The organism is Bradyrhizobium erythrophlei (assembly GCF_042430365.1).
Classification (GTDB): domain Bacteria; phylum Pseudomonadota; class Alphaproteobacteria; order Rhizobiales; family Xanthobacteraceae; genus Bradyrhizobium; species Bradyrhizobium erythrophlei.
The window spans coordinates 80,099-100,943 of the sequence record NZ_JBHMET010000233.1; the positions used below are offsets into that span (position 1 = coordinate 80,099).

The window sequence follows — 20,845 nt, forward strand, 5'->3', positions numbered from 1 at the left end:
GTGCACGCACTCGTCAGTTGCGCGCTCGGCGTCCACCGCATCTCACACCACGTTCGTGACGATCGCGAGCCGCCCCTCATTCGGGTGAGACGGGCGGATCATTACACTGATTTGCGCTTACGAAAAACCGAAATATTTTTCACGCCGGCACTTGCGCCGTCGGGCAAATCAGTGCCAAGGCGGCAATGGCGGCCTGCAGGGCGGGATAGTTAGGGCCTGCACTCATATAGGCGCAGACGTCAGCTTCTGACGGTCAAGCGGAAATCTTACGATCAGTCAGAGCATCGCCGCTCGTGACCCATCTTTGCCATTCGACGATCAATTCTGCTGTGATGCACAACGCGGCATTCCTACAACGATGTGGTAGGCTGTGTTGCTTGAGAGGGGAAGGCCATGAGACGGCGCGAGTTTATCACGCTTGTTGGCGGCGCCGCTGCAGGTTGGCCGCTCGCGGCGCGTGCGCGAGAGAGAGCGCAGCGCATTGGGGTGCTATTGGGACGCTCGCTCGCCGACGCTGAAGGAAAGAAACAGGCTCAGGCGTTTGAGCAAGGCCTTTCGCAGCTTGGGTGGAATCGGGATCGCAATGTCCTGTTTGAATACCGGTGGGCTGGCGGTGACCCTGAACGGACACGGACGTTTGCGAAAGAGCTGGTCAGTCAGCAGCCTGACGTCATCGTCGCTCAGAACACTGCCATAGTGACGGCGTTACTCGGCGAGACACGCACCATTCCCATCGTTTTCGTGCAGGTTACCGATCCAATCGCAAGCGGCTTTGTTGCCAGCTTGGCCAAGCCCGGCGGCAACGTCAGCGGCCTTGTCGATCTGGAGCCTTCACTTGCAGGAAAGTGGGTTGATCTACTGAAGGAGATCGCGCCCCGACTCGCGCGGGTCCATTGCATCTTTAACCCCGAGACCGCTCCGGGAGCCGGATCATATTACTTGCGCCCGCTGGAGGCGGCTGCAAGATCGCTGGGTGTCGAACCGATCGCTGTGCCGGTGCGCGATGCGGCCGGGCTCGAACAAGCGATTGCCGCGGTTGCCAGCGAACCCAATGGGGGGCTCGTGGTGATGCCAGACATCTTCAATGGTATCCATCGCGAGTTAATAATCTCAACAGCGGCCCGCGACCGTGTGCCCACAATCTATGCTTTCCGCTTCTTTGCTTCAGGCGGTGGACTGATGTCTTACGGTGTCGATATCCTTGACTTGTATCGGCGAGCCGCAGCTTACGTCGACCGCGTCCTGAGGGGCTCGCAAATTGCGGATCTTCCCGTGCAGCTGCCGATCAAGTTCGAGCTGGTCATCAATTTGAAAGCCGCAAGAGCGCTAGGCGTCGATGTTTCCCTGTCGCTGCTCGCTCAAGCCGACGAGGTGATCGAGTAGCCCGCCAATGTCGCTGATTGGCCCAACTCGGACCTCTGGTGAGGTCCGCTATTGCGCTGCCATCCGCCGGCCGACATCGCAACGAAGGGCGTTGCAACAGAGCACGGCAAGACCGCACCATGCGATGCCGGCCAGCAGCGTCATCCGTTGGATCGTTGTTTGGGCGGGATTTCCTGACCGCCGCTCGAACCGTCCGCGGCGCGGCTCTCCTGCATTGCGCGCAGATAGTGCTCGGCGTGCTGAAGATAATTTTCCGCCGCGACAAGGTCGCCGTTCAAAGCTTCGGCGCGCGCCAGCTCCAGGTAGCGTTCATAGTTCCGGAGCGCGTTCTGGGACCGCTTCGATTCAGGGAGGCGGGCTCCGGCCGGTTTGCCTTTCCATGATCGTGTTCTTCTCGGCATTGTGGTTGCTGCCAGATTTATCACCGTCGGCGTGCTCTGGTCCGGGCTGCCTTCCTTGCCGCAGCGGAGCGGCGCGCCGGCCCCGGCGCGACGGGCGTTCGCGATCCGGCAGTGATTTCTAAGCTCGCCGTCAAGGAGCTTGGCGTCGGCGAACCGCCGTCGGTCTAAAGCCCGCACGGCGTACTCACGCGGATTGTTTTGGTTTCTCCGGGAGACGGTACAAGGCGCGCCCCCCAGCCTCTATGAGAGCTCCTAGCGTGGTCCTGCCGCTTTTTGCGCATCGGATAATGCCCTGCGCGACGCGCTCGCGAACCTCGTGTTGTTCTCCGAGCGGGGAGTGTTCGCAAACCCGGTCCAGCGCAACATTCATGCAGGCAAGCGTTCGAGCATCGAAGCTACCCTCAATCATGGTAACCCTCGCGAACTTGGTTGACGCCTACCACTAACATGCGTGTCACCAACCTTGATCGGTCCGGCAAATCCCCTCTGTTGTTCCAGCCTGTATACAAGACACAGCAGTTCGTTTGGTTCCAAGAATCGCGTTCCCAAAGTTCTTGTTGAACGTTTATCCGGGGAGCGGCGTTGTGAGAGCGCGTTTCAAAATAGGCAACCGCCATGTTGTCGCATACCCGCGTTAAGCACGAAATCTCGTTTGGTCAGCGCCTGGCAAATGAAGCTCAGCGCGCCCGAGAGATGGCTGCCACCCTGCCTCCCGGAAAGATGCGTGATGCCCTCTTGGAGAAAGCCCGCTTGGCGGATTTGGCGGCACGTATCAATGGCTGGCTGGCCTCTCCCGAACGAAAATCACAGCAGTAGAGCTGGTACGCAATTCGCCACCGCTTGGTGGTAGACTGAAAGTGGTCGGCCCAATTTTTTCGACCGCCGATTTCACGACATATTAGTCGACTTCTCTCCCGTAAAGGCGCACGGTTCCTGTGACACTTGAACTGAAGTGTCCCAACGTTTGCGTAAATCTATCTAAACCACACTCAAGGCGGCCTAACATGCGCGCCCCAGACTCCGTCGTAACGTTTATTGTAGTTCTCGTAATCGGCCTCGCCGCTGGCTTTCTGTTCGACCGGCTTGCGGGGCCATCATGGCTTGCTCGTCAATTCTCCGGATCAACCCGCGGCATCGTCACAAGCGCGTTGGTGGGTATTGCTGGCGCGTTGATTGGCTATCACATCGCTGTGCTTCTCGCGCTCGGCGGCGGGATAGTGACGTCGGCAATTGTAGCGGCGCTCGGGGCGACTGTGGTGCTGTTCGCTTGGCGGATGGCTAGGTAATAAAAATACCTCTGCTCGTGGCGCACAAAACTACCGTGCCACCCCGTTCGACAAAAGCGGTCTAGCGGTAATCCTTTTTTTGTTGCTATCGGAGGTGAGATTGCTTCGAGCGCGTTCCGCCCAGCGGTCTGTGAATACTTTCAAAATTTCCCAGTACCGGTTTCCCAATGGCTTTCCAGTGTTATTCATTGACTGTCGCATCTCAGGCATCCTGAGGCAACGCCATCCGTCCGGCGACACAGTTGGCGGGGTGGGTCAGTGGTCTTCTCGAACCAATAGATCCACCCCTGTACTCACGCCTTCACTTCACTACTTGGCGCAGGTTTTCTCAGCCGCCAAAGCTGTTTGCGCTTCGGCCTGTGACGGATGAGCCATACCGATAACCTTCAAGTTGCCACCAGCGGCAGGCTGGGCATTGACAATTTGACATTTCATCGTCGCGGTATCTTGAGCCACGTAGAACGAGGAAGCACCTGATGGCGGCGCTTGACCGGTAGTTTTTTGCTCCTGCTGCGCGAATGAAGGTGCCGCGAATGCGAGGATAGCGACCGTCGCTAAAAGAATTTTCGTCATGCTGTCTACCTCCTAGTAGTGGACAGCGAGCAAATAGGGGCAGCTGATAAAGGTTCCTCGATAACGGATTTATTTTTGGTACTATGTGCCGTCCGGCTCCGAAGGCATCCCCACAAACGGTGCGGCCGTAACCTTCATGCGGAAACCGGAGCAGAACTGATCCGCAATTTTGTAGCGACCCGAGGCGATGTTCCAGCCGAAGAGCCTGAAAAATGGTTGGACGAATTTCCAGGACTCAACCAAAGCGGCCGATATTTTTCAGCAGTAACCGCTACATTTTCTACGCATTGAAAGCGGCTCAGTTCTTACTCGGCCGTCAACCCGGAAATCCGACGGAGCATCGAAGAGCTCTATCCCCAGTGCGACCAGCGGCGGCGAACGCACAGAGTTTGATCTCGCGAGCGGCGGAACACGCGTGCGCGCGCTGTCTTGGATACGGCAACAGGGTTCGGCCGGACGCGATGAGCAAGGAAGTCAAACGCTTCCGTGAGGAGGCCGACAAGGCCGGCGAATTTCCAGGGCCGCCGTTGATCCAGAGGAGAAGCCTCGGAAAACGAATTGCATTGGTCCGCATCAAGTCAAACGAAGCGACGCGGTTCGTTGCTATTCCCATCGGGTGACCGGCCGCGACATCCGCCGGGCGACATCGCAACGAAGGGCGTTGCAACAGAGCACGGCAAGACCGCACCATGCCACGCCGGCCAGCAGCGTCATCCGTTGGATCGTTGTTTGGGCGGGATTTCCTGACCGCCGCTCGAACCGTCCGCGGCGCGGCTCTCCTGCATTGCGCGCAGATAGTGCTCGGCGTGCTGAAGATAATTTTCCGCCGCGACAAGGTCGCCGTTCAAAGCTTCGGCGCGCGCCAGCTCCAGGTAGCGTTCATAGTTCCGGAGCGCGTTCTGGGACCGCTTCGATTCAGGGAGGCGGGCTCCGGCCGGTTTGCCTTTCCATGATCGTGTTCTTCTCGGCATTGTGGTTGCTGCCAGATTTATCACCGTCGGCGTGCTCTGGTCCGGGCTGCCTTCCTTGCCGCAGCGGAGCGGCGCGCCGGGCCCTTGGTCTTTGCCGCCTTGCGGGCTGCGGCTGAGCGGGCCGACGCGGAGCGGTGCGAGGCGGCGCGGCGCGCCTGTTTCGATAATGCTGCGCGCGAGGCCGTGCTGCGGGGTCGTCCCGCAAAATGGTTCGCCAGTGGTCGTTTTCTCAAGATACTAACGTCCGACCGGGGAAAATGGTCCCTGAAACAGGTCAGGACAATCGGCCGGAGGAGATGTTGCCACAATGGACCTCTGACTGGCTTAACCTGGGTTAGTGACGTCCGGACAGGCCAGCACGAAGCTGCTGCTCCCCAAGGCGGGAGACTGCGATGATGGCCAAACGCAATCGGCGAAAGCCTATGTTGTCATTCGAGGATCGGCTGAGACGATGGGCCGGCAAGGCGCGCCGAGCCGCGAAAGGATTGCCGTGGACAAGAGCGCGATGCACTGTTGCTGAAGGCGAAGCCGGCAGAGACCACACTTCGCCTGAACGAGCTGCCCCGCTCACACGGCGCGTCCTCACCGAGATGACGGCGATGGACCGCAAAGCAGTCGCGTCTTATCCGGTACCCGGTCCGATCTGCGGTTCGCGAGTCGAATTGCATGACGAGAATTGCGCGGCAGTGGGCTGATGTCGCCCGGCGGGCTTGCCAAATGGGGCCGCCCCCGAACCATCGCGCCTCTCCCCGTTGCGGCGCCCCGGGCCCCCGAATCTTGTCGTGTTCCCGGCCGCTCCAACGAGAATCGTATTGAACCCTTGGGCTTAGGCAAATTTTAAGCCGAGGGGCGTAGGTTTCTACCGTGAGTTCAGTGGTTGAGAGTTTGTGAGTACGCCATGACAGAACCCCATCGCCCGAGGGTGAAGTACGTCATCGGGCCTGACGGCAGCCCGTTGACCATCGCAGATTTGCCGGCGCCCGGAACCAAACGGTGGGTGATCCGCCGCAAGGCCGAAGTCGTAGCCGCGGTCCGCGGCGGCCTGCTTTCCCTGGAGGAAGCCTGCAGCCGCTACACGCTGACCGTCGACGAGTTCCTGTCCTGGCAGTTCTCGATCGACCAGCATGGTCTGGCCGGGCTGCGCACCACCCGCATCCAGCAATATCGGCAGTAAATTCTCGCCAAATTGACAGAATTTGACGAAAACCGGCTTCGTTTTGCGAAGCCGGTTTTTTTCATGTCCGCGATTTTGCCGCGGTCCTTAACCTTCGTTAACCAGATGGAAACCATACCCTAGGCAATATTTGCCCAGTCGGACCCGAGCGGGCCGAATCCCTGGGGGCCGTTGGTGCAAAGTCTGGTTGCTTTCCTGAGAGGTCTTGGCGCGGCCCGCCTGGCGGCCATGGTGGCGGTCACCGCCGCCCTGATCGGCTTCTTCGCCTTCGTCATCATGCGCGTCACCACGCCGCAAATGACCACCCTCTTCACCGACCTGTCGACCGAGGATTCCTCGGCCATTATCAAGGAGTTGGAGCGCCAGGCGATCCCCTTCGAGCTGCGCAATGAGGGCGCCGCGATCATGGTGCCGAAGGACAAGGTCACCCGGCTCAGGATGAAGCTCGCCGAGGGCGGCATGCCCAAGGGCGGCGGCGTCGGCTACGAGATCTTCGACAAGTCGGACGCGCTCGGCACCACGAGCTTCGTCCAGAACATCAATCATTTGCGCGCGCTGGAGGGCGAGCTCGCCCGCACCATCCGCGCCATCGACCGCGTCCAGGCCGCCCGCGTCCATCTGGTGCTGCCGGAGAAGCCGCTGTTCTCGCGCGAGACCCCGGAGCCGTCGGCCTCGATCGTGGTGCGGGTGCGCGGGGCGCTGGAGCCGCAGCAGATCCGCGCCATCCGCCATGTGGTTGCCTCCGCCGTCAACGGGCTGAAACCGCAACGCGTCTCGATCGTCGACGAAGCCGGCCAGCTCTTGGCCGACGGCGCCGCCACCGACGCCGAAAGCGCCGTCGGCGACGAGCGCCGCACCGCCTTCGAGAAGCGGACGCAGAAGCAGGTCGAGGACATCGTCTCCTCGGTGGTCGGCGCCGGCCGCGCGCGGGTCAAGGTCGCGGCCGACTTCGACTACAACAAGATCACCCAGACCTCGGACAAGTTCGATCCCGAGGGCCGCGTGCTGCGCTCGAGCCAGACCCGCGAGGAAAGTAGCCTCACCGCCGACAACTCCGGCCAGGTCACGGTCAACAACGAACTGCCCGGCAACCAGAACCAGGACAACGCCGCCCGCGCCAAGGACCAGAGCAAGAAGAGCGAGGAAACCAACAACTACGAGATTTCCCGCACCACCAAGACCGAGGTCACCGAGGCCGGCCGCGTCAACCGGATCTCGGTCGCCGTGCTGGTCGACGGCGCCTACTCCAAGAATGAAAAAGGCGAGATGGTCTACCAGGACCGCGGCAAGGAGCAGCTCGACCGCATCGCAGCGCTGGTGCGCTCGGCGATCGGCTTCGACCAGAAGCGTGGCGACCAGGTCGAGGTCGTCAACCTCCGCTTTGCCGAGCCGCCCGCGGTGGCGCCGCTCGCCGAGCCGACCGGCCTGCTCGGCATGCTGCAATTCACCAAGGATGATGTGATGTACGTCATCGAGCTCGGCGTGATGATGCTGCTCGGCCTCGTGGTGCTGTTCATGGTGATCCGCCCGCTGGTCAAGCGCATCGTGGCCGCCGACGTCATCCCGATGCTGACCGGCGAGGCGGCCGCCCCCGCGCTCGCCGATGGCAGCGCGCACGCCGAAGCCGCCGGCGGATCAGGCCAGGCGCTGCTGCCCGGCGGCAATGCCACCGCGCAATTGATCGACGTCGCCCAGATCCAGGGTCAGGTCCACGCCCAGGCCGTGCACCGGGTGGGCGAACTCGCCGAACGCAATCCGAACGAGACCGCCTCCATTGTCCGTCAATGGTTGAGCGAGCCTGCCGAGAGCTGATATGGCCTCCGTACCGCAGACCACGAACGCCAACGACATCACCAGCGTCCTCTCGACGCTGGCGAGCCGGCAGAGCAACCGGCCGAAGGGCAAGCCGCTGTCCGGACCCAAGCGCGCGGCGATCCTGATGCTGGCGCTCGGCGAGCAATATGGCGGCAAGATCTGGTCCTTGCTCGACGATGACGAGGTCCGCGAACTGTCGATCCACATGTCGACGCTCGGCACCGTCGAGGCCGACGTGGTCGAGGACCTCCTGCTCGAGTTCGTCTCGCGGATGTCGGCGTCGGGCGCGCTGATGGGCAATTTCGACGCCACCGAGCGGCTGCTGCAGCAATACCTGCCCGCCGAGCGCGTCAACGGCATCATGGACGAGATCCGCGGTCCCGCCGGCCGCAACATGTGGGAGAAGCTCTCCAACGTGCAGGAAGAGGTGCTCGCCAACTACCTCAAGAACGAATACCCGCAGACCATCGCCGTGGTTCTGTCGAAGCTGAAGCCGGAGCACGCCGCGCGGGTGCTCGCGATCCTGCCCGAGGACATCGCGCTCGATGTCGTCAACCGCATGCTGCGAATGGAAGCGGTGCAGAAGGAGGTCATCGAGCGCGTCGAGCAGACGCTGCGGACCGAATTCATGTCCAACCTGTCGCAGACCCGCCGCCGCGACGCCCACGAGGTGATGGCGGAAATCTTCAACAATTTCGACCGCCAGACCGAAACCCGCTTCATCACCTCGCTGGAAGAGGAAAACCGCGAATCCGCCGAGCGCATCAAGGCGTTGATGTTCACCTTCGACGACCTGATCAAGCTCGACACCGGCTCGGCCCAGACCCTGATGCGCAATATCGACAAGGACAAGCTCGGCGTCGCGCTGAAGAGCGCCAACGAGGAGGTGCGCAGCTTCTTCCTCTCCAACATGTCCTCGCGCGCCGGCAAGATGCTGATGGACGACATGGCCGCGATGGGCCCGGTCCGGTTGCGCGACGTCGACGAGGCGCAGGCTCTGCTCGTCAACCTCGCCAAGGATCTCGCCGCCAAGGGCGAGATCACGCTCACCAAGAACCGCGCCGACGACGAGCTGGTGTACTGATGGCCGCGCCCGCAAAATTCCTGTTCGATACCGACTTCGCGGCGCCGGACCGCTCCCGCGAGCGCGCGGCGACGCCGGCCGAGATCGCGCAGAAGATCGCCGAGGCCGAGGCGCGGGCCTATCGCGCCGGCTACGATGCGGCTCAGCGCGAGGCCAAGGTCGAGAGCGACCGCCGCTCCGCGCTGGCGCTGGAGGAGATCGGCGTCGCGATCAAGGGTATCGCGGCGCGCTTCTCCGGCATCGAGGCGCGGATGGAGACCGAGGCCGTCGACGTCGCGATCGCGGTCGCCCGCAAGCTCTGCGCCGAGCTGATCGCGCGCGAACCGCTTGCCGAGATCACCGCGCTCGTCAGCGACTGTTTCTCGCATCTGGTCGCGACCCCGCATCTCGTGGTCCGCATCAACGACGCCCTCTACGAGCCGGCGCGCGAGAACATCGAGCGGTTGGCGTCGCACAGCGGCTTCGAGGGCCGGCTGGTGATCCTCGCCGAACCCACGATTGCGACCGGCGATTGTCGGATCGAATGGGCCGACGGCGGCGTGGTGCTGGAGCGCGCGGCGATCGAGACCAAGATCAACGAACTTGTCGGGCGCTATCTGGCGTCCCGCAATCAGGCCGGCTGACGGCCGTGAGGAATGAACCATGAGCGACACCGACGCACAGGTCCCGCTGCCCGATCTGAATTCGGCCGACGCGCCGTCGATCGATGACGTGGGCTACAACGAAGACGAAAACGCATCCCGGATTGCCGCCGACCTCGAGGCGGTGTTCGACGTGCCGGTCCAGGTGTCGGCCGTGCTCGGCCGCTCCAAGATGGACGTCGGCGACCTCCTGAAGCTAGGACCCGGTACGGTGCTCGAACTCGACCGCCGCGTCGGCGAGGCGATCGACATCTACGTCAACAACCGCCTGGTGGCGCGTGGCGAAGTCGTGCTGGTGGAAGACAAGCTTGGCGTGACCATGACCGAGATCATCAAGGCGGAACGCTCGTAACATCCAACGATAGCGCGCGGGACCTGCGCGACCAGACGAACAGGAGATTATCATGCGGCTTCTCATCGTTGGCACCCTGAAGGGTCAGCTCACGACCGCCACCAAGATCGCGATGGACAACGGCGCGTCGGTGACCCACGCCGAGGCCGCCGAACAGGCGATGGGCGTGCTGCGCGGCGGCAAGGGCGCCGACCTGCTGCTGGTCGATGTCGGGCTCGATATCCGCGATCTGGTGATGCGGCTCGAAGCCGAGCACATCCACGTGCCGATCGTCGCCTGCGGCATCTCCAACGACGCCCGCGCCGCGGTCGCCGCGATCCATGCCGGCGCCAAGGAATACATCCCGCTGCCGCCCGATCCCGAGTTGATCGCCGCCGTGCTGGCCGCGGTCGCCAACGACGCCCGCGATCTCGTCTATCGCGACGAGGCGATGGGCAAGGTGATCCGGCTCGCGCAGCAAATCGCCGGCTCCGACGCCTCGGTGATGATCACCGGCGAGTCCGGCACCGGCAAGGAAGTGCTGGCGCGCTACGTCCATTCGCGCTCGGCCCGCGCCAAGCGGCCGTTCATCTCGATCAATTGCGCGGCGATCCCGGAGCACCTCCTGGAATCCGAGCTGTTCGGCCACGAGAAGGGCGCCTTCACCGGCGCGGTCGCCCGCCGCATCGGCAAGTTCGAGGAGGCCACCGGCGGCACGCTGCTGCTCGACGAAATTTCCGAAATGGACGTGCGCCTGCAATCCAAATTGTTGCGCGCGATCCAGGAGCGCGTGATCGATCGCGTCGGCGGCACCAAGCCGGTGCCGGTCGACATCCGCATCATCGCGACCTCCAACCGCAACCTGAATGACGCGGTGCGCGAAGGCACGTTCCGCGAAGACCTGCTGTTCCGTCTCAATGTCGTCAACCTGAAGATCCCGCCGCTGCGCGACCGGCCGGCCGACATCCTCGAGCTGGCGCAGCATTTCGCCAAGAAATACGCCGAGGCCAATGGCGTGCCGGTCCGCCCGATCTCCGCGGAGGCACGGCGCGTGCTGACCTCGAACCGCTGGCAGGGCAATGTCCGCGAGCTCGAGAACACCATCCATCGCTCGGTCCTGATGGCGCAGGGCGACGAAATTGGCGCTGAGGCGATCATCACGCCCGACGGCGATCGCCTCGATCACGCCAGGACCGCGCCCGTCGTCGCGCACGCGACGCTTGCCGCCGAGCAGGTTACCCGCGCGCTCGTCGGCCGCACCGTCGCCGATGTCGAGCGCGACCTGATCCTGGAGACGCTGAAGCACTGCCTCGGCAACCGCACCCACGCCGCCAACATCCTGGGCATCTCGATCCGCACGCTGCGCAACAAGCTGAACGAATATGCCGACGGCGGAATCCCGATCACCCCGGCCGGCAATGGCGCTCCCGACTATCAGCGCATGGCGGGTTGACGATGGATAAGGCCACTTCAGGAACGGCTTCGCGCCGCGAATAGCTCGGCGCATCGGGCCTACGGAAGATGCGGATGGGGTCGCCGGGCGTCATGTCACGCCCGGTGAACGCCACATAGGCATAGAGCCCCAGATAGGCGATCGCGAGCGCGCCGACCAGATAGAACAGCCAGGCTCCCAGGCGCTTCATTGCGTTCTCATTCCGAGCAGCATACCCCGCCTTCTAGTCGGCTGCCCATGAAAACGCCACGGGCAACAGGCCGCGCCGGGGTCACCAAACTTTCATCTCTTGAATCTTGACATCCGTTGCCGTACTCAATCTCTTATTGTCCTTTATTTTTTTGACAACTGGAGAGTGAAAGATGGCATTTTACGCACAGACCACCGGCACCCAGTCCACGGATTCCGAGTCGCTCGTACCGATGACCGGCCTCACCTTCACGATTCCCGAGGGCGTCGGCACCACCGCGATCGTCATTCTCAACGTCCCCTTCGCCTTTGCGACGGGCAGCAACAATCCCGGCGGCACCTTCGGGATCAGCGTCGACGGCGTGGCCTCTTCGGTCATCGGCGGCTTCACCTATAACGAGCAGGTCCCGCCCAGCTCCGGACGCGTTCCCACCACGGTGGTTGTCGGTGTCCCCCTGACCAACCAGCCGCAAACGATCCAGGCGCTGTGGTCCGGCGTCCGCGGCGGTACAGTGAGCATCGATTCCCCGGCGACACTGACCGCGATCATGGACTAGGACGAATCCACATTCAACGGAGCCAAATGCAGATTGCGGCGAGGTGGACGAAGGCGAGGAAGTAGTCTGCCCGTCGGTCATATCGGGTGGCGAAGCGGCGGAAGTGTTTGAGCTTGTTGAAGCAGCGCTCGATGCGGTTGCGTAGCTTGTAGATCGTCTCGTCATGCGGGATGGGGACCTTACGAGAACGGGTTGAGGGGATTACCGCTTCGGCGTTCATGTCTGCGATGGTCGTGCGCAGATCGTTATTGTCGTAGGCCTTGTCGGCCAGCACGGCCTCGGCGGTGAAGCCTTCGAGCAGGGCTTTTGCAGTGAGGTTGTCGTGTCGTTGGCCGGCGGTGAGCCTGAAGCGCAGCGGCCGACCGAGGCTGTCGCAGAGCATGTGGATCTTGGTCGTCAATCCACCTCGGGAACGCCCCAACTCCTGAGTTTTGGCCCCCCTTTCCGCTCGCGGCCTGCTGGTGGACACGAACCAGAGTGGTGTCGAGCATCAGGTATTTGTTGTCGCGATCCTTGATCAGTTCGGCAAACACCTTCTCCCACACGCCGGCCTTGGCCCAGCGGGTGAAACGCGCGTGTACGCTCTTCCACTTGCCATAGCGCTCCGGCAGGTGCTGCCAGTAGGCACCGGACCGCAGAACCCACAAAACCCCGTTCACGAACAGGCGGTTGTCGACACCGCTCCGGCCGGGATCACCCACCTTGCCCGGCAGCATAGGTGCAATCCGAGCCCATTGTGCCTCGCTTAGTTCATAGCGCTTCACGCCCATCAGTACGCTCCGAATCAAAAGGTCCGGAACGCATTGATTCAGCATCATTCAGCTATGGGAATCTTGAATGTGGATTGGTCCTAGCGCGGCCCACGGACATGGACGTGGCGCGACGGCAGGCTGACCTCCGCCAGCCTGGCGGCGTCTTCTTCCCTGTCGATCGCGACGTACTCGCCATGCCAGTACGCCAGCGCGGCGGTGCGTTGCGAGGCCACCACATCGCGCACGCGACCGATGACGATCGCGTGCGAGTGGCGCTCAATGACGTCCTCGACCTCGCAGTCAACAGCCGCGAGCGCACCGACCAGCAACGGCACGCCGGAGGCCCGCGTCGTCCATTCGGCGCCGGCGAACCGGTCGGCACCCCTCAGGCCATCCTTGCCGGTAAAGCGCTCGGCGATATCGAGCTGGTCCGCCGTCAGGATATTCACGCCAAACACGCCGTGGCGCCTGATCAACGGCCATGACGACGCTTCGCGGTTGATGCTGACAATCAGGGACGGCGGATCGACTGACAGCGACGATACCGACGTTACCGTCATGCCGGAAATATCCCGGCCGCGGCCGGCCGTGATGACGCTGACGCCGCCGGTCAGATGACGCATCGCGCCGCGAAAATCATCGGCGGAGACGACCTGGTCGAGCGAGATATTGCGGACGATGGAGTTCATGGCGGCCTCAGGGATGGGTGGCTTCTTCGCTGCCCGCGAGCAGGTGCGTCAGGATCGCGCCCTCGAGCGCGGCGAGCTCGGCCGAGCCGCGCCGGCGCGGCCGCGGCAGGTCGACGGCAAAGTCCTGCGCGATGCGGCCGCCCTCGATCACCAGCACCCGGTCGGCGAGCGCGACCGCCTCGGCGACATCATGCGTCACCAGGATCGCGGTAAAGCCCTGGTCGCGCCAGACTCGCTCCAGCAGTTGCTGCATCGTGATCCGGGTCAACGCATCGAGGGCGCCGAGCGGCTCGTCAAAGGCCAGCACGCGCGGCTGGCTGACCAATGCACGCGCCAGCGCCACGCGCTGCTTCTGACCACCGGACAGCACCGCGGGCCATTGCGCGCGTTTGTCGCCGAGGCCGACCTCGACCAACGCATGTTCGGCACGCGCCTGCACATCGGCAGAGGCCCGCTCGCGGCCGAGCCCGACCTCGACATTGGAGAGCACGCGCGCCCAGGGCAGCAATCGCGCCTCCTGGAACATGACGCGGACGTCCTGCGCCCGCGGTTCCTCGCCAAAGGCGATGCTCCCCGCGCTCGCCGCTTCGAGGCCGGCGATCAGGCGCAGCAACGTGCTCTTGCCGCAGCCGCTGCGGCCGACGATCGCAACGAACTGCCCCGGAGGAATATGCAGGTCGATGCCGCGCAGCACCTCATTGTCGCCGAACGACTTGCGCAAGCCGCGGACCGTGAGCGATAGCCCGCGGGCCGCGCCTAGCGAACCGCGCCGCAACTGCCGCGCCTGCGCGATGATGTCGGCACGCTCGACCGGCTCGGCGTCCACGGACTCGAAACGAAGCGCCTCTTGCATTTGCACTCTCACTGTTTCTGGAAGGCGGGGTGCCAGGACAAGGTCAGCCGCTCCAGCGCCCGCGAGGCGCTGTCGGCGAGCTTGCCGAGCAAGGCGTAGATCAGGATCGAGAGCACGACGACGTCGATCAGCATGAATTCGCGCGCCTGCATCGCCATGTAGCCAAGGCCCGACGAGGCGGCGATGGTCTCCGCCACGATCAGGGTCAGCCACATGATGCCGAGCGCGAAGCGCAGGCCGACGAAGATCGACGGCAGCGCGCCCGGGAAGATCACCCGGCGGAACAATTGACCGTCGGTCATGCCGTAGATGCGGCCCATCTCGATCAGTTGCGGATCGACGGTACGGATGCCGTGCAGCGTGTTCAGATAGATCGGAAAGAACACGCCGAGCGCGACCAGGAACAGCTTGGCCGACTCGTCGATGCCGAACCACAGGATGACGAGCGGGATCAGCGCCAAATGCGGGATGTTGCGCACCATCTGCAGCGTCGTGTCGGTGAGCTTGGCCGACAGCTGCGACAGCCCGTTGGCGAGACCGAACGCAAAGCCGATGCCGCCGCCGATCAGGAAGCCGATGCCGGCGCGCCAGAAGCTGATCCAGATGTTGCGAACGAGCTCGCCGGAGAGCACGAGCTTCCACCCCGCCAGCGCGACGTCGGTGGGCGCCGGCAGCACCCGCGCCGGCACAAAGCCGGTGACGCAAGCGAGCTGCCAGACGAGAATGATCGCGAGCGGGACGATCCAGGGAATCAGGCCGCCCACTTTCGGTAGTTTTGGCACGCCGACGCGCGGGAGACTGTCGATGAGGCTCATGATTGAGCTGCCTGTTTCTGCGGCCGGTAGTCGTTGCCGATGGTTTCGCCGAACGGCCCGGTGTTGACGCGGATCGGCGTCACACTACCTGGCTGGGAGAGTGACAGCAGCGGGAACACCAACTCGGCGAAACGATAGGCTTCCTCGAGATGCGGGTAGCCCGACATGATGAAGGTATCGATGCCGATCTCCTGATACTCCCTGATCCTTGCAGCAACGGTCTGGGGATCGCCGACCAGCGCCGTGCCGGCGCCGCCGCGCACCAGGCCGACGCCGGCCCAGAGGTTGGGACTGATCTCGAGCTTGTCGCGGCGCCCGCCATGCAGCTCGGCCATGCGCTGCTGGCCGACCGAATCCATCCGCGAGAAGATCTTCTGGGCCGCGGCGATCGTATCGTCGGTCACGTGCTGGATCAGCTCGTCGGCGGCCCGCCATGCCTCCGCATTGGTTTCGCGTACGATCACGTGCAAGCGGATCCCGAACGACAGCTTGCGGCCGCGCTGCGCGGCAACCGCCTTCACCCGTGCAACCTTCTCTGCGACCTGCGCCGGCGGCTCGCCCCAGGTCAGATATTTGTCGACGGTGTCGACCGCCACCTCGATGCCGGCATCAGACGAGCCGCCGAAATAGAGCGGCGGCCGCGGCGACTGCACCGGCTGGAACAACAGCCGTCCGTCCTCGATCTGGATGTGCTTGCCCTGGACATTGACCGTCTTGCCGGCGAGCAGATCGCTGTAGATGTCGAGAAACTCGCGCGTCACCGCATAGCGTTCGTCGTGGGCCAAGAAGATGCCGTCGCCCTTGTTCTCGACCGGATCGCCGCCGGTGACGACATTGATCAGAAGGCGGCCGTTCGAGAGCCGGTCCAGCGTCGCGGTCATCCGCGCCGCGACTGCAGGGGATTGCAGGCCGGGCCTGACCGCGACGAGGTAGCGTAGCCGCTCGGTCGTCGGCGCGACGGCCGACGCCACCACCCAGGAATCCTCGCAGCTCCGGCCGGTCGGCAGCAGCACGCCGAAATAGCCGAGCTGATCGGCCGCCTGCGCGATCTGGCGCAGATAGTTGAAATTGACCTCGCGCCCGCCGATCGACGTTCCGAGATAGCGGCCGTCACCGTGGGTCGGCAGGAACCAGAGGATGTTGGCGTTGGTTGGGTTGCTCACGTTCCCGGCCTCCATGCGACATCAGAGATCTTGATTTGTTTGGGGATCAGGCCGAGCGCGAAGAAGGTGTCGGCGACCTGCTGCTGGTCGGCGATGACCGCGTCGGTGACCGGCTTGATGCCGTAGGCCTGGCGCTTCAGCGCGACTTCCACGACCGGGACCGACAGCCCGATCGTCGGTGCAAGCTGCTCGGCCACCGCGTGGATGTCGCCCTTGGCCCAGTCATCGACCTCACCCAACTGCGCGAGCACGAGATCGACGATCTTCGAATCGCTTTGCAGGAACTTCTTCGAGGAGAAGTAGAACTGATAGTTCGAGACGACGCCGGTGCCGTCGGCGAGCGTCCGCGCGCCGGTGGCCGCTTCGGCGGCGGCCTGGAAGGGATCCCAGATCACCCAGGCATCGACCGCGCCGCGCTCGAATGCCGCGCGCGCATCGGCGGGCGCCAGGAACACCGGCTCGATCTCGGAGTACTTGACGCCGGCCTTCTCGAGCGCCTTGACCAGGAGATAGTGGACGTTGGAGCCCTTGTTCAGCGCGACCTTCTTGCCCTTGAGATCGGCGACCGATTTGAGCGCGCTGTCCTTCGGCACGAGGATCGCCTCGCCTTTCGGCGCCGGCGGCTCGTAGGCGACGTATTGAATCGGCGCGCCGGCGGCCTGCGCGAAGATCGGCGGCGCCTCGCCGGTATTGCCGAAATCGATCGCACCGACATTGAGCGCCTCGAGCAGCGGCGGGCCCGAGGGAAACTCGGTCCACACTGCCTTGTAGCCGAGCGTTTTCAGTTTCTCCTCAAGCGAGCCCTTGCTCTTGAGCAGGACCAGCTTGCCGTACTTCTGGTAGCCGATACGGACCACCTTCTCCTGGCCATAGGATGCGCTGACGGTTGCGGCGACAATGCTGACCGACAGCACCGCGCGGGCAATCCAGCGCCGAAACGAACGCGTCATGATGACATTCCCTGCTTGATGAAAGGCCGAGCGATCAGGTCTTGGTGTTGCGCCAGACGATCTCTCGAACCGCGATCTGCTTCGGAACAAGACCGAGCTTGAAGAAGCGGTCGGCCACGCCCTGCTGGGTCGCGACGATGTCGTCGGTGATCGGGCCGACCGAGAAGCCGGCCCGGCGGGCCGCGATGGTCTGGATGTCGAGCGGAACGCCGGTGACGGCGCTCAGCGATTTCGCCACCTCGTCGGGATGCGCCTGCGCCCACACCGCCGTCGAGGTCGTGACGTCGACGATCTGCTGCAGGATGGCCGCGTTGTTCTTCGCAAAGTCGCGGTTGGCGATGTAGAACGAGTTGGTCTTGGTGATCTCGTGGGCGTTGACCAGCATGCGGCCGTTCTGCTTGGTCTCGCCGATCGCAAAATACGGATCCCAGATGACCCAGGCGTCAATCCCGCCATTGGCAAAGGCCGGGCCGGCATCCGGCGGCGTCAGGCAGACCGGCGTGATGTCGTTGTAGGTGAGCCCGGCCTTCTCCAGCGTCTGGATGACGATGTTATGCGCGCTGGATCCCTTGGTGAAGCCGATGCGCTTGCCCTTGAGATCGGCGATGTCGGCAATTGCCGAATTGCGCGGCACCAGGATGCCCTGGCCGTTGGTGATGGGCTGCCCCGCGGCGTAGACGATCGCTGCACCCGCGGCCTGGGCGAAAATCGGCGGCGAGTCGCCGACCGCGCCGTAGTCGACGCTGCCGACATTCATCGCTTCCATCATCGGCGGGCCGGACGAGAACTCGATCCACTTCACCTCGACGCCGAGCGGCTTGAAATGATCTTCCAGCGCCGCGCGTTGCCGCGCGACGACCAGCACGCCGTTCTTCTGATAACCGATACGAATTTCCTTCACCCCGCCCTCGGCGCCCGCGCGGCGCGACAACAGCGCGGCGACGGCGGCGGAACCGAGCGACAGTTTGAGGAACTCACGACGCTTCATTGCAACAATTCTCCTGACGACCGCGCGCAGTTCACTGCGCGATCATGCGATGTCAGGATGATGGGGCGCGCGAATGAAGCTGTCGAGCGCCCGGCAAAAATAGCGATGCCCGCACTCTCGTGCGGGCATCGTGCGCGCGGTTTCTTTCAAGCCGCGAAATGAGCGTAGCGAATTATTTTCTTCACGGGATCGCGATGTCGACGCACGGGAATCGTTCAGCCCGCCGCAACCGCTTTCGGCTGATCGACATTGACCGCGAGTTTACCATAGCGGTCCTTGAACGCCTCGGTCTCGATCTCCTCGAGCTGGATCGCGCCGCTGAGCACGCCCCGTTTCCAGGCATCGTGCTCGGGATCGTTCTGGAACTCCGGCATCACTTCCTTGGCGAACAGCTCGAGCGACTCGCAGATATGCTCGTGGGTGTTCTTGCCGGCCTGGTTGAGCAGGATCACCTGGTCGATATGCGAGGTGCGGAAGCGCCGCAGCTTCTTCCGAATGGTTTCCGGCGAGCCGATCAAGCCGCCGCGCAAGGCGGCCTCCTGCGCCTCCGGATTCTCGCGCTTCCACTTGTTGTACTCGTCCCACATGTTGACGGTCCCGGGCGCCGGCCGCTGGCGGTTCTGCGCAGCGCCGTAATAGCGCAGCGCGAACTGGAAGAAGGTCGCGCCGTCGGCGCGGGCGCGCGCCTCCTCGTCGGTCTTGGCGCACATGAAGAACGAGACCAGCGCCATGTTCGGATTGATCTCGTAGTCGGCGAGCTTTTTCAGCCGCTTGGTGATCGCATTGTAATAGGCGTGCACCCAGGCATGCGCGGCATCCGCGCTGACGAACTGGAAGCCGAGCGCACCAAATCCGTTCTGCCCGGCGCGCTCGATGGTCGGCAGCTGCGAGCACGCCATCCAGAGCGGTGGGTGCGGCTTCTGCACCGGCTTCGGCACTACGTTGCGCAAGGGGATATCGAAATACTTGCCGCGATGCTCGGTGCCGACCTTGGTGAACATCGGGAAGATCGCGCTGACCGCGTCCTCGAACACCTCGCGCTTGGTCTCCATGTCGCGGCCGAACGGCGTCAGCTCGGTGATCGAGGCGCTCTCGCCCATACCGAACTCGCAGCGCCCGTTGCTCAGGAGATCGAGCACCGCGACCCGCTCGGCGACGCGCGCGGGATGGTTGGTGGTGAGCTGGAAGATGCCGTGGCCGAGCCGGATGTTCTTCGTGCGCTGGCTTGCCGCGGCGAGGAAGGATTCCGGTGCCGGTGAATGCGAATATTCCTCCAGGAAGTGATGCTCCACGACCCAGGCATAGTCGTAGCCGAGCCGGTCGGCGGTCTCGAGTTGCGTCAGCGCGTTCTGGTAAAGCCTGAGTTCGTCGCCGTCATTCCACGGACGCGGCAATTGCAGCTCGTAAAAGATGCCGAATTTCATGACGTCACTCCCAAGCTCGACCATTTGTTGTTTTCGGTCAGTCTAGTGCCGACACCGACCATGTCTAGCCTCGGTTGCGAAACCCCAATTCCGCGTAGCGGAAGTCGTCTTGATTGGAACGCGCGAATGGTTAGCTTGTGTGCGTTGAGTCGCGGCGCTATCGGTCGCGCGCTCTTCCTTCCGAAAGCCCCATGACCACCTTTACGCCGCACCAGGATTCCGCGCTGAAAGCCGTTGCCGACTGGCTCAAGGCCAAACCCGGCCAGAACGGCACGCCGCCGGTGTTCCGCCTGTTCGGTTATGCCGGAACCGGCAAGACCACGCTCGCCCGCCACATCGCCGAAGGCGTCGACGGCGAGGTGAAGTTCGCGGCGTTCACCGGCAAGGCGGCGCTGGTGATGCGCAACAAGGGCTGCGACAACGCCTCCACCATCCACTCGCTGATCTACCGCGCCCGTGAATCCGGGGTCGAGCAGCCGAGCTTCGAGCTGTGGGACGACGCGCCGGCGTCCAAGGCCAAGCTGATCGTGATCGACGAGTGCTCGATGGTCGACGCCGAGCTCGGCCGCGACCTGATGTCCTTCGACTGCCCGCTCTTGGTGCTCGGCGATCCCGCGCAATTGCCGCCGATCCAGGGCGGCGGCTTCTTCACCGATGCCGAGCCGGACGCCATGCTGACCGAGGTGCACCGCCAGGCGCAGGACGATCCGATCGTACGGATGTCGATGGATATCCGCGAGGGCCGTGAGCTCGAGATCGGCCGCCATGGCGAGAGCGAGGTGGTCTCGCGCAAGGAGCTCGATCCGGATCGGGTGATGGGCGCCGACCAGGTGCTGGTCGGCCGCAACAACACCCGCCGCGCCTACAATATGCGGGTGCGGCAGCGACAGAACATCGAGGATCCCCTCCCCGTCGCCGGCGACAAGCTGGTCTGCCTGCGCAACAACCGCAAGAAGGGCCTGTTCAACGGCGGGCTGTGGCGGGTGAAGGCGCGCGCGCAGTCGAAATCCAAGATCATCACCATGCGCGTGATGCCGGACGAGGATTTTGGCTACAAGGTCACCAAGGTGTCGGTGCGCGGCGAATGCTTCGACGGCGGCATCGAGGGAATTCCGTGGGAGCAGCGCAAGCCCTACGACGAGTTCGACTATGGCTACGTGCTGACGGTGCACAAGTCGCAGGGCTCGCAATGGGACGACGTCGTGCTGTTCGACGAGAGCTTTGCGTTCCAGGACAGCCGCGCGCGCTGGCTCTACACCGGCATCACCCGCGCCGCGAAGCGGCTGAGCGTGGTGGTTTGACGTCGCCATTTTCCTTCCGTCATTGCGAGCGCAGCGAAGCAATCCATCCCCC

The 20,845-nt window shown here is 63.5% G+C and carries 24 protein-coding genes; 12 read left to right on the forward strand and 12 right to left on the reverse strand.

Annotated features, from left to right (window positions below):
• The first annotated feature begins 393 nt into the window (after positions 1-393).
• Entirely contained in the window at positions 394-1,383 is a 990-nt protein-coding gene (locus ACFFWD_RS35675; protein WP_376973596.1) for an ABC transporter substrate-binding protein, read from the forward strand.
• Positions 1,384-1,523: 140 nt separating this feature from the next.
• Here the strand turns inward: ACFFWD_RS35675 and ACFFWD_RS35680 are convergent, their stop codons facing one another.
• A complete protein-coding gene (locus ACFFWD_RS35680; RefSeq protein ID WP_376973598.1) occupies positions 1,524-1,961 on the reverse strand; it encodes a DUF4167 domain-containing protein in 438 nt (145 codons plus the stop codon).
• A 438-nt stretch (positions 1,962-2,399) separates the two neighbouring features.
• Between ACFFWD_RS35680 and ACFFWD_RS35685 the strand changes: the two genes are divergently transcribed.
• Both ACFFWD_RS35685 and ACFFWD_RS35690 read left to right on the forward strand, forming a co-directional pair.
• Complete coding sequence (locus ACFFWD_RS35685; protein ID WP_376973600.1) at positions 2,400-2,600, forward strand: hypothetical protein; 201 nt, start codon at positions 2,400-2,402, stop codon at positions 2,598-2,600.
• 188 nt (positions 2,601-2,788) lie between these two features.
• Positions 2,789-3,070 carry a transglycosylase gene (locus ACFFWD_RS35690; protein ID WP_376973602.1) on the forward strand — a complete coding sequence of 94 codons (282 nt, stop codon included), beginning with the start codon at positions 2,789-2,791 and terminating at the stop codon, positions 3,068-3,070.
• 309 nt (positions 3,071-3,379) lie between these two features.
• Here the strand turns inward: ACFFWD_RS35690 and ACFFWD_RS35695 are convergent, their stop codons facing one another.
• Entirely contained in the window at positions 3,380-3,643 is a 264-nt protein-coding gene (locus ACFFWD_RS35695) for a hypothetical protein (RefSeq protein WP_376973604.1), read from the reverse strand.
• 461 nt (positions 3,644-4,104) lie between these two features.
• Between ACFFWD_RS35695 and ACFFWD_RS35700 the strand changes: the two genes are divergently transcribed.
• On the forward strand, positions 4,105-4,263 hold the full coding sequence (locus tag ACFFWD_RS35700) for a hypothetical protein (RefSeq protein ID WP_376973606.1): 159 nt from the start codon (positions 4,105-4,107) through the stop codon (positions 4,261-4,263).
• A gap of 90 nt (positions 4,264-4,353) precedes the next feature.
• On the opposite strand, the gene ACFFWD_RS35705 is transcribed toward ACFFWD_RS35700, so the two are convergent.
• Positions 4,354-4,638, reverse strand: coding sequence for a DUF4167 domain-containing protein (locus ACFFWD_RS35705; protein ID WP_376973608.1), 285 nt, complete (start codon positions 4,636-4,638; stop codon positions 4,354-4,356).
• A gap of 874 nt (positions 4,639-5,512) precedes the next feature.
• Between ACFFWD_RS35705 and sciP the strand changes: the two genes are divergently transcribed.
• The 6 genes from sciP (at position 5,513) to flbD (ending at position 11,112) form a co-directional block, all read left to right on the forward strand.
• On the forward strand, positions 5,513-5,788 hold the full coding sequence (sciP, locus tag ACFFWD_RS35710; protein WP_002714638.1) for a CtrA inhibitor SciP: 276 nt from the start codon (positions 5,513-5,515) through the stop codon (positions 5,786-5,788).
• 174 nt (positions 5,789-5,962) lie between these two features.
• Complete coding sequence (fliF, locus tag ACFFWD_RS35715) at positions 5,963-7,600, forward strand: flagellar basal-body MS-ring/collar protein FliF (RefSeq protein ID WP_376973621.1); 1,638 nt, start codon at positions 5,963-5,965, stop codon at positions 7,598-7,600.
• Position 7,601: 1 nt separating this feature from the next.
• On the forward strand, positions 7,602-8,687 hold the full coding sequence (gene fliG, locus ACFFWD_RS35720; RefSeq protein ID WP_376973623.1) for a flagellar motor switch protein FliG: 1,086 nt from the start codon (positions 7,602-7,604) through the stop codon (positions 8,685-8,687).
• Positions 8,687-9,310 (forward strand): FliH/SctL family protein, encoded by a 624-nt coding sequence (locus ACFFWD_RS35725; protein ID WP_376973625.1) that lies wholly within the window; start codon positions 8,687-8,689, stop codon positions 9,308-9,310. The genes fliG and ACFFWD_RS35725 overlap by 1 nt, the downstream gene beginning before the upstream one ends.
• A 19-nt stretch (positions 9,311-9,329) precedes the next feature.
• Positions 9,330-9,680 carry a flagellar motor switch protein FliN gene (gene fliN, locus ACFFWD_RS35730; protein WP_376973627.1) on the forward strand — a complete coding sequence of 117 codons (351 nt, stop codon included), beginning with the start codon at positions 9,330-9,332 and terminating at the stop codon, positions 9,678-9,680.
• 52 nt (positions 9,681-9,732) lie between these two features.
• Complete coding sequence (flbD, locus tag ACFFWD_RS35735) at positions 9,733-11,112, forward strand: sigma-54-dependent transcriptional regulator FlbD (RefSeq protein WP_376973629.1); 1,380 nt, start codon at positions 9,733-9,735, stop codon at positions 11,110-11,112.
• Here flbD and ACFFWD_RS35740 read toward each other — a convergent pair.
• Positions 11,063-11,302, reverse strand: a complete 240-nt coding sequence (locus ACFFWD_RS35740; protein ID WP_376973727.1) for a hypothetical protein — start codon at positions 11,300-11,302, stop codon at positions 11,063-11,065. The two genes, flbD and ACFFWD_RS35740, sit on opposite strands and share 50 nt — an antisense overlap.
• A gap of 172 nt (positions 11,303-11,474) precedes the next feature.
• Between ACFFWD_RS35740 and ACFFWD_RS35745 the strand changes: the two genes are divergently transcribed.
• Positions 11,475-11,858 (forward strand): hypothetical protein, encoded by a 384-nt coding sequence (locus ACFFWD_RS35745; protein WP_376973631.1) that lies wholly within the window; start codon positions 11,475-11,477, stop codon positions 11,856-11,858.
• 13 nt (positions 11,859-11,871) lie between these two features.
• Here ACFFWD_RS35745 and ACFFWD_RS35750 read toward each other — a convergent pair.
• The 8 genes from ACFFWD_RS35750 to ACFFWD_RS35785 form a co-directional block, all read right to left on the reverse strand.
• Positions 11,872-12,628, reverse strand: a protein-coding gene (locus ACFFWD_RS35750; RefSeq protein WP_376973633.1) for an IS5 family transposase whose coding sequence is annotated in 2 segments (ribosomal slippage) — positions 11,872-12,292 and positions 12,291-12,628 — 759 coding nt in all. Because the reading frame shifts where the segments join, the coding sequence is not laid out codon by codon here.
• 80 nt (positions 12,629-12,708) lie between these two features.
• Positions 12,709-13,299 carry a flavin reductase family protein gene (locus ACFFWD_RS35755; protein ID WP_376973635.1) on the reverse strand — a complete coding sequence of 197 codons (591 nt, stop codon included), beginning with the start codon at positions 13,297-13,299 and terminating at the stop codon, positions 12,709-12,711.
• A gap of 7 nt (positions 13,300-13,306) precedes the next feature.
• Positions 13,307-14,152 carry an ATP-binding cassette domain-containing protein gene (locus ACFFWD_RS35760; RefSeq protein ID WP_376973637.1) on the reverse strand — a complete coding sequence of 282 codons (846 nt, stop codon included), beginning with the start codon at positions 14,150-14,152 and terminating at the stop codon, positions 13,307-13,309.
• Between the two features lie 8 nt (positions 14,153-14,160).
• Positions 14,161-14,967 carry an ABC transporter permease subunit gene (locus ACFFWD_RS35765; protein ID WP_376973639.1) on the reverse strand — a complete coding sequence of 269 codons (807 nt, stop codon included), beginning with the start codon at positions 14,965-14,967 and terminating at the stop codon, positions 14,161-14,163.
• A complete protein-coding gene (gene ssuD / locus ACFFWD_RS35770) occupies positions 14,964-16,145 on the reverse strand; it encodes an FMNH2-dependent alkanesulfonate monooxygenase (protein WP_376973641.1) in 1,182 nt (393 codons plus the stop codon). Before ssuD ends, ACFFWD_RS35765 begins: the two co-directional genes overlap by 4 nt.
• The gene (locus ACFFWD_RS35775) at positions 16,127-17,080 is read right to left on the reverse strand and encodes a sulfonate ABC transporter substrate-binding protein (protein WP_376973643.1); all 954 of its coding nucleotides are present in this window, start codon (positions 17,078-17,080) and stop codon (positions 16,127-16,129) included. Before ACFFWD_RS35775 ends, ssuD begins: the two co-directional genes overlap by 19 nt.
• A gap of 34 nt (positions 17,081-17,114) precedes the next feature.
• Positions 17,115-18,068, reverse strand: a complete 954-nt coding sequence (locus ACFFWD_RS35780) for an aliphatic sulfonate ABC transporter substrate-binding protein (protein WP_376973645.1) — start codon at positions 18,066-18,068, stop codon at positions 17,115-17,117.
• 215 nt (positions 18,069-18,283) lie between these two features.
• Positions 18,284-19,492, reverse strand: a complete 1,209-nt coding sequence (locus ACFFWD_RS35785) for an LLM class flavin-dependent oxidoreductase (RefSeq protein ID WP_376973647.1) — start codon at positions 19,490-19,492, stop codon at positions 18,284-18,286.
• 191 nt (positions 19,493-19,683) lie between these two features.
• Between ACFFWD_RS35785 and ACFFWD_RS35790 the strand changes: the two genes are divergently transcribed.
• Positions 19,684-20,793, forward strand: coding sequence for an ATP-dependent DNA helicase (locus ACFFWD_RS35790; protein WP_376973649.1), 1,110 nt, complete (start codon positions 19,684-19,686; stop codon positions 20,791-20,793).
• The last annotated feature ends 52 nt before the right edge of the window (positions 20,794-20,845 follow it).